Below are 7,940 nucleotides of genomic sequence, written 5' to 3'. Positions count from 1 at the left end.
ACCAGGTCGGCGATGATGAACGGCACGATGCCGCGGAAGATCCGCCCGAGCCCCGCCTCGGGGACCGCCCCCGAGTAGACGAACGCGTTCATCCCGACCGGAGGCGTGATCAGCGCCATCTCGGCGACCTTCACGATGAGCACGCCCAGCCAGAGGCCCTCGAAGCCGTATCCGCTCAGGATCGGGTGCAGCAGGGGCGCCGCGACGAGGATCATCGAGATCCCGTCGAGGAACATGCCCAGCGGCAGCAACAGCAGCAGGCACAGCACCAGCACGACGTAGGGTTCCAGGTCGGCGGCCAGGACCGCGTCCACCACCGCCGTGCTCGCCCCGGACAGGGCGAGGAAGTAGGTGAACACCCCGGCGCCGGCCATGAGCAGGAACGTCATGGCGGTCAGCCCGACGGCCTCGGTGACCGACTCCTTGATCGCGCTCATCCAGCGGGGCGGCCTGGTGCGGATGAGCAGGATGACGAACGCGGACACCGCACCGAAGGAGGCCGCCTCGGTGGCGGTGGCCAGACCGAGGTAGATCGTGCCGATCGAGACCATGAAGATGACCACGAGGAGCATGAACCCGAACAGGTCCAGCTTGGGCTCCGGGGCGCCCTCACCGGTGGCCTCCCCCTCGGCGGCCACGGTGGACTCCGAAGCGGACGTCGCCGACGCCCCACCGGCCATCGCCGGTTCCCTCTCCTTCGGCGCGTTCGCGCGGGCCTTCTTGCGTCGGGCCGTCAGGACCATCAGCACGATGGTGATCGCGTAGAGGAGGATCGTCAGCAGGCCGGGGCCGATGCCCGCCAGGAGCAACTCCCCGATGCTCTCCCCCGTGACGACGCCGTACAGGACCAGCACGATGGACGGCGGGATGAGCACTCCCAGGGTGCCACCGGCGCAGACGACTCCGGCCGCGAGACGGATCCCGTGTCCGGCCTTGACGATCGCGTCGGTGGACACCCGGGCCATGGTCGCCACGGTCGCGACACTGGATCCGGTGACCGCGGCGAACAGACCCGACCCGGACAGCGACGCGAGCGCGGCGCCTCCCGGGAACCGGCGCAGCACCCGTGAGGCGAGGTCGAACCCCGCCTGGGCCAGCCGCGCGTGGACGGCGAACACACCCATGAGGATGAACAGCGGAATGATCGTCAGGGAGTAGTCGGCCGAGGTCGAGAACGGCTGGTTGGCCACCGTGCTGACCGCGGCGTCGGTCCCACGCATGAGGACGATACCGACCAGACCCGCCACCATGAGGGAGAGTCCCACGTGGAACCGGATCGCGAGCAGTCCGAGGAAGATCACCAGGACCGCGATGACGATGAAGAGTGTCGCAGCGGTCATGAGGCGACCTCACCGACTTCCTGTCGTACGGCGGAGTGGGCCCGTTCGATGGCCGCGTCCACCTCGTTGTCCTGCGGCACCTCACCGGAACGGAACGTGCGGAATTCGAGGACTTCCTTCCAGACCGCCATGACGAAGAACAGGAGGAAGGAAAGGAAGAGCACGAGCTTGGCAGGCCACGTGGCCAACCGCAGGATGTCGTTGGTCGTCTCACCACGGTCGTAGGCGCTGAGCAGGACCTCGCCCATCCCCCAGACGATGAGGGAACCGAGGACCAGCAGCAGGACCGCCCTGATCCCTGAGAGGACCATGCGGCTCCTGTGGCCGAAGCGCGCCTCGACGAGGGTGACGGAGACGTGCTTTCCGTCGATCTCGGCGGAGGCCAGACCGAGGAAGGCGATGGTCACCAGGAGCAGTGTCGAGATGTCCACCGTCCCCAGGACCGACTGACCGAACACGCTACGGCCGACCACGTCGGCGACGGTCAGGAACATCAGGGCCAGGAGCAGGAGCCCGGCGGCGAGGTTGAGCACGGTCGCGGTCCCTGTCACCGGCCGCGGGAAGCTGATTCGGCTCACTGTTGCCGTCCTTCCATGCAAGCGGCGAGCGGGTCGGCGTAGTCGGAGACCTCGGTCTCCTCCTCGATGATCCGCCGGTAGTCGTCGAGTACACCCTGCGCGTCGTAGCCGCGGTCCTCGTAGCGGGCCACCCAGCCCTCGGCGACGCCCGCCTTCTCCTTCCACGCGGAGGTCTCCTCCTCCGGAAGGGAGAGGAACTCCGTCCCGTTCTCGGTCATCTCCTGACAGGCGACATCACCGAGTGCGTCCATCTCCTCCAACCCGTTGGAGATGCCCTGGGCGGAGGCGTCCAGCAGCGCGTCCTGGTACTCCTCGGGCATGGACTGGAAGAGCTCCTCGTTGATGACCACGATCGAGGACGAGTACGCCCCGATACCGGGGTCCAGGAGGTAGGGCGTGGCCGGTGACAGCCCGAAGGTGGGCAGGTTCGCCAGGGCCAGCGCGGTGTAACCGTCCACGACACCACGGCTCATCGACTCGTAGATGTCGTTGGCCGTCATGCCGATGGGGTTGACGCCGGCCGCGAGCATCACGTCCGAGATCAGACCACCGGATCGGATGCTCTTGCCCCTCAGGTCGTCGAGGCCGTCGACCTCCTCCTGCAGCCCTACGGCGGCGTTGCCGAGCGGAAGCGGGAAGAGGAGACGGACACCCTGACGGTCGAAGTCCTCCCGGTAGGTCTCGTTCTCCTCGTACAGCCGCTCGATCGCGGTCATCTGCACCTCGGGGTTCTGGGTCTCGAACGGCAGCTCGATGACCGTGAACATGGACAGGTCCGAGGCGGCGTAGATGGACCCGACCTGAGCCATGTCGGCGCGACCGTCCAGGGTCGCCTGGGCCGATTCGTCGGCGCCGACCAGGCTCTCCGAGTAGTGGAGCCGCACGGTGACACCACCGTCGGTGAGTTCCTCGACCTCCTCCGCCCAACGTTGCGCCGTACGCGACTGGTCCGACGTCGGGTTGGAGTAGGTCGTGTAATGCAACACGTAAGTGTCGTCGCCCAGAGCGGTACCGCTACACGCGGTCAGTACCGCCAGGGCCGCGCCCGAGGCCAGGAGCCCGGTGGAACGGCGTACCGAACCACCGGCTCGGGCACGTCTTGCGCCTGCGTTCATGTCTCACGCTCCTGTTGGGGCCACGCTGTAGCGACGAAGGGTCAGGGCGGGGTTGACCTTGCGGACGTGATCGAGACGATCGCGTTCGACGACGGCGGTTCCAAGGCCCGGGGCCTCACCGACGGTGGCGATGGCGATCCCCATCGGGTCCACGACGGCGCTGTTTCCGGCACCGGTCGGGGCGCTCTGGTCGGCGGCCAGGACGTAGACGGTGTTCTCGATCGCCCGGGCCCGCACCAGGGTGTTCCAGTGGTACTCCTTCAGAGGACCGGGGACCCATTCGGCGGGCAGCGCGATGATGTCCGCGCCGGCGTCCACGAGGACCCGCGAGACCTCCGGGAAGCGCAGGTCGTAGCAGGTCTGCATGCCCACCTTGAAACCGTCGACCTCCAGGAGTCGCGGCTCCTGCGGGTCCGCGGCCAGGACGCGGTCGGACTCCTTGTAGCCGAACGCGTCGTAGAGGTGCACCTTGCGGTAGACCGCCTGGACCTCACCGTGCTGGATTCCGACGAGGGTGTTGTGGATACGGCCGTCCGTGGCCGTCTCGTTCACGCCGGCGATGATGGCGAGACCGAGCTCGGTGCTGAGGGCGCGCAGGCGCGAGACCGCCGGTCCGTCGAGCGGCTCGGCGCTGTCGACGAACCGGTCGTCCATGGCGGGCGCGGTGAACACCGCGTACTCCGGCAGAACGGCCAGACGCACGCCACCGTCCGCGGCCCGGCGCAGCATCCGCTCGATCTCGGCAAGGTTCTCGGCCTTGTCCTCGGCGGGCGCGAACTGCACGACTGCAACGTTCAGGGACATCAACGGCTCCTCAGCTCGTTCTCGATGCTTCGCAGGGTCTCGAGCGCTCCGGTGAACCCGGACAGCAGCGCTCCGTACTGCATGGTGGTCACGATGGTCTCGGCGTTCTCCTCGACCGCGAGACGTTTTTCCGCGTCGCTCCAGGCGGGCAGGACCCACGGCTTGCCGGCGGCCCGGGCCGCGCGGGCCAGGTGGCGCAGGTCCGCCAGGTCCTCCTCGCCGGCGGTGTAGGCGCCACGGTCACGACGCAGCGACAGGTCCGAGGGACCGATGAAGATGCCGTCGACCATGGGCAGGGCGAGGATCTCGTCGATCTCCTCCAGCGCCGAGGCGTCCTCGATCATGGGGTAGCAGCGTGTCTCGGTGTCCTGCCGGGTGACCCAGGCGTCGGTGAACCCCCGAAAGTCGGAGGTCCGGCCGCCCGCGAAGGAGCGGTCGCCCAGCGGCGGGAACTTCGCGAATCCGCAGACCTCCTTGGCGTGCGCGGCCGACTCCACGTGCGGGATGGCCACGATGTTGGCTCCGAAGTCCAGGGCCTGCTGGATCGGGCCCCTTTCCGGTCCCAACACCTTCGCGATGACGTCCATGCCCTTGGAACGAATGAGCGGGATGAGCCAGTCCAGGGCCGCCAGGTCGAACAGCCCGTGCTCGATGTCGAGCACGACCGTGCCGTACCCGGCCAGGTTGGCCATCTCCACCGCCGCAGCGGAGGGCTCGGAGAGCCAGACCGCATGCCGTTTCTCCACGTGAACGCTCACGTTACTTCCCTTCGAAGGATGTGACGCACACCGCTAAATATCTGGTGTGGACACCTTGTATACACGGAGCATCCAGTCTGTGTAAAGGTAGGATGGGCTTTGTGTCACATCAAAACAGCACCGCAGCCGGGGGCCACAGACCTCGACAGTCCGCACGGGAGCGCGCATACGAGACGATCGGGGCCGCCATCCTCGCCGGGACGTTCGCCGAGGGCGAATTCCTCGACGAGGCCGTCCTGGCCAGGGAGGTCGGAACCTCCCGGACTCCGGTGCGTGAAGCGCTCCACCGTCTCCAGGCCGAGCGCTTCGTCGACCTCGTCCCTCGACGTGGCGCACAGGTCCGGGTCGTCACCGCCACCGAGATGCGGCAGATCTACCAGGCCCGTTTCGTCATCGAGGCCGACGCCATGACCAAGATCTGCGATCGTCGCCTGGGCGCTCCCCCCGAAGCCCCCGAACTCATCGAGGCGATGGAGACCGCCGGGCGAAACCGGGACTGGAACGATCTCGCCCAACTCGACCAGCGGTTCCACTCCTGCATCGTTCAGCACCAGGGCAACGCGGTCCTGGGCCAGATGTACGACTCCCTACGACCACGACAGGTGCGTCTGGCGGTACGCACCATCACGCAGGGACCCGAACGCCTCCCCATCATCGAGCGCGAACACCGTGAACTGGAGGCCGCGCTCAACGCACACGACGGCCCACTGAGCACCGCGATCCTCAACGTGCACCTCCAAGAGGTGCCCGAGCTCGTCCGGGCCTTCTCGGAGTGACCCGGCTCGATCGGCATGGGTCACCCGAAGCCCGCAACGCCGGGTCCCCACCCGCTGCGGGTGAGCGGCCCGGCGCTCGGCAGGACCCGCTCAGTCCTCGTTGGGGTCCCTCTCCGCGTCCTCGTGCGCCGGGTGCACGGTGCCCGGCTCGTGGTCCGGCGGACCGTAGAGCTCGTAGAGCTTCAACGGACTGTCACCGGTGTTGACGACGTTGTGCCAGGTCCCCGCCGGGACCATGATGACGTCGTCGTCCTCGACCTCCCGGAGGAACTGATCGTTGTACGGGTGAACCTCCAGACCGACGTCGTCGCCCACGTCGATGCTCATCACGGTGAGCTGCAAGTGCTCGCCGGTCCACAGCGTGCGTCGATAGTGGCTGTTCTCGACGCTCGCCTCCTGAGGTCACGTGTGGAACGGCTCCCGATTTCTCTCGTGTCACGACCCTAGGCACGAAGGGGTCAAGCACCGATGAAGGCGCGGCCGGTCAGCCGTCCGTGACTCCCCACCGTCCTCGCAGGTCCGCGCTCACCGTTTCGGCGTCCCGGTCCCGGGTCTCGGGAACGAACCTGACCACGAAGACCAGCCCCACCAGGCAGATGACCGCGAAGATCCAGAACGTGGGGCCCACGCTGAAGGCCAGCCCCAATAGGCCGATGGAGACGCACATCCCGGCCAGTGAGATGAGCAGCAGTGGGCGACGCCCGACCGGGTCCACGAGGTTGAGCGCGACCAGCGTGATGATGACGTTGACGGCGCCGACGAAGACCGAGTAGTAGATCGCGTTCGACGCGGACAGACCGGCCTGGCCCATGATCGTCGGTGCGTAGTAGAGGATCGTGTTGATCCCGACGAACTGCTGGAGCGCGGCGGGGATGGCGCCGAGCAACAGAATGCTCACGGCCGAGCTCTGCTGGAAGGACGTGAGCTCGAAGTCCTCCTGGATGAACAGCAGCGCACCGGAGATGATGCCGGTGTCGAAGCCGAACAGGAAGCTGCCGAGGGTGATGCCGATCGCCCACCTACGGACGGTCTTGAGGCCCTTGGGCGTGGGCTCGACGAGGTGGCTCTGCTCCCTGGGCCGGGTGTTCAACGGTTCGTTCACGGCTGCCGGTTCTCCGTGATCCTCGTGATCTCCGCTCCGGTGCTGCCGGCGGGGTAGTCGTTCAGGGGGACCCGGCCGGCCTTCCACGCCTCCAGCACCGGCTCGACGATGCGCCACGACTCCACCGACATGTCGCCGCGCACCGACAGGGGCATCTCGTCGGAGAGCACCCCGCGGAGCACCTCGCCGTATTCGAGCAGGTCACCGGGGTCGTAATCGGTGGCCAGCGTGACCGGTGAAACGTCGTAGGGGTCGCCCGGGCCGTTCACGTTGAGGTCCATCCCGATGTGGCGAGGACCCAGACCGATGCGCAGCCGGTTCTCGACGAAGTCGCCGACGAGTCCGGTGGGAACGTGTTGTGGGGACTTGAAACGGAAGACGATCTCCTGACGGGGCGAACCGATCGCCTTGCCGGTGCGGATCCGGAACGGCACACCGTGCCACCGCCAGGTGTGGACCGCGAACACGACCTCGCACAGGGTCTCGGTGCCGCGTTCGGGGTCGATACCGTCCTCGTCCACGTAGGCGGGCATCGAACGACCGTCGACGGTTCCGGCGGTGTAGCGGGCGCGGTGGCTGAACCGTTCGGGATCGTCCTCCCACACGCGCGTGGCCCGCAGTACCCGGGCCTTGTCGTCACGTACATCGCGCGCGTCCAGGGTACTGGGCGGTTCCATGGCCACCATGGCCAGGACCTGGAGCAGGTGGCTCTGGACCATGTCGCGCAGGGCGCCGGTGACGTCGTAGAACCCGGCCCGGCCCTCCAGGCCCAGGGATTCCTCGAAGAGGATGTCGACGGATTCGACGTGTTCGGAGGTGAGCAAGGGTTCGATCACCCGGTTGGCGAACCGGATGCCGAGGATGTTGAGCACCGTCGTCATGCCGAGGAAGTGGTCGACCCGGTGGACCTGTTCCTCCGGCACGAGGGCGTGGAGCAGCTCGTTGAGCGCGGCGGCGTCGGCCATGTCGGTGCCGAAGGGTTTCTCCAGGACCAGGCGCGTGCCCTCGGGGACTCCGATGCGTTCCAGGGTCCGACAGCTCTCGACTATGACGGCGGGCGGCAGCGCGAAGTAGAGGGTGAGGCGGCCGCGTGCTCGGGCCAGGAGACGACGCAGGTCGGAGCCGTCGGTGGCGTCGGATCTGACGTAGCGCGTGTTGCGTACGACGGTGTCGACGTCGGGCCCGCTCACACCCCCGTCCGCGAACGCGCGGGCCACCGTCTCCTGCCACTGCCCGTCGGTGCCCTCACCTTGGCCGCTACCGATGAGGAGGAGGTCGCCCAGTGCGTCGGCGGCGACCAGGGTGCCCAACCCGGGCAGGAGCAGACGTTGGGTCAGGTCGCCTTGCGCGCCCAGGATGATCAGGGTCTGGACCGAGTCTTGCATGGGTCTCCCGTTCACCCGGCGAACCCCGGACCGGCCGACCCCGGACGCCCGGTGAGCGGGCCAACGGCGTGCCCGTCTCCGG

General features: G+C 67.7%; 8 protein-coding genes and 1 pseudogene. 1 reads left to right on the top strand and 8 read right to left on the bottom strand.

What is annotated here, in order from left to right; all coding sequences use genetic code 11:
- From K8V84_RS05620 to K8V84_RS05600, 5 genes are all read right to left on the bottom strand, one after another.
- Window positions 1-1,340, bottom strand: a 1,340-nt coding sequence (locus K8V84_RS05620) for a TRAP transporter large permease (RefSeq protein ID WP_304071314.1), incomplete at its 3' end; no start/stop codon positions are given.
- On the bottom strand, window positions 1,337-1,918 hold the full coding sequence (locus tag K8V84_RS05615; RefSeq protein ID WP_304071312.1) for a TRAP transporter small permease: 582 nt from the start codon (window positions 1,916-1,918) through the stop codon (window positions 1,337-1,339). The genes K8V84_RS05620 and K8V84_RS05615, both read right to left, overlap by 4 nt.
- Window positions 1,915-3,033, bottom strand: coding sequence for a C4-dicarboxylate TRAP transporter substrate-binding protein (locus tag K8V84_RS05610; RefSeq protein ID WP_304071309.1), 1,119 nt, complete (start codon window positions 3,031-3,033; stop codon window positions 1,915-1,917). The genes K8V84_RS05615 and K8V84_RS05610 overlap by 4 nt, the downstream gene beginning before the upstream one ends.
- Before the next feature lie 3 nt (window positions 3,034-3,036).
- Window positions 3,037-3,837 (bottom strand): carbon-nitrogen hydrolase family protein, encoded by an 801-nt coding sequence (locus K8V84_RS05605; RefSeq protein ID WP_304071308.1) that lies wholly within the window; start codon window positions 3,835-3,837, stop codon window positions 3,037-3,039.
- Window positions 3,837-4,583 carry an HpcH/HpaI aldolase/citrate lyase family protein gene (locus tag K8V84_RS05600; RefSeq protein WP_369696605.1) on the bottom strand — a complete coding sequence of 249 codons (747 nt, stop codon included), beginning with the start codon at window positions 4,581-4,583 and terminating at the stop codon, window positions 3,837-3,839. The genes K8V84_RS05605 and K8V84_RS05600 overlap by 1 nt, the downstream gene beginning before the upstream one ends.
- Window positions 4,584-4,696: 113 nt before the next feature.
- On the opposite strand from K8V84_RS05600, the gene K8V84_RS05595 reads away from it, so the two are divergent.
- Window positions 4,697-5,371 (top strand): GntR family transcriptional regulator, encoded by a 675-nt coding sequence (locus K8V84_RS05595; RefSeq protein ID WP_304071304.1) that lies wholly within the window; start codon window positions 4,697-4,699, stop codon window positions 5,369-5,371.
- A gap of 90 nt (window positions 5,372-5,461) precedes the next feature.
- Here the strand turns inward: K8V84_RS05595 and K8V84_RS05590 are convergent.
- The 3 genes and pseudogenes from K8V84_RS05590 to K8V84_RS05580 all read right to left on the bottom strand — a co-directional run.
- A pseudogene (locus K8V84_RS05590) lies at window positions 5,462-5,794 on the bottom strand (cupin domain-containing protein); the annotation flags it as partial.
- A gap of 61 nt (window positions 5,795-5,855) precedes the next feature.
- Complete coding sequence (locus K8V84_RS05585) at window positions 5,856-6,473, bottom strand: MFS transporter (RefSeq protein WP_304071297.1); 618 nt, start codon at window positions 6,471-6,473, stop codon at window positions 5,856-5,858.
- Window positions 6,470-7,858 carry a glucose-6-phosphate dehydrogenase gene (locus K8V84_RS05580; RefSeq protein WP_304071294.1) on the bottom strand — a complete coding sequence of 463 codons (1,389 nt, stop codon included), beginning with the start codon at window positions 7,856-7,858 and terminating at the stop codon, window positions 6,470-6,472. Before K8V84_RS05580 ends, K8V84_RS05585 begins: the two co-directional genes overlap by 4 nt.
- Window positions 7,859-7,940 lie beyond the last annotated feature (82 nt).

Source organism: Nocardiopsis listeri, assembly GCF_020741345.1.
Taxonomy (GTDB): Bacteria; Actinomycetota; Actinomycetes; order Streptosporangiales; family Streptosporangiaceae; genus Nocardiopsis; species Nocardiopsis listeri_A.
This window is presented reverse-complemented; position numbering and strand designations above follow the sequence as displayed.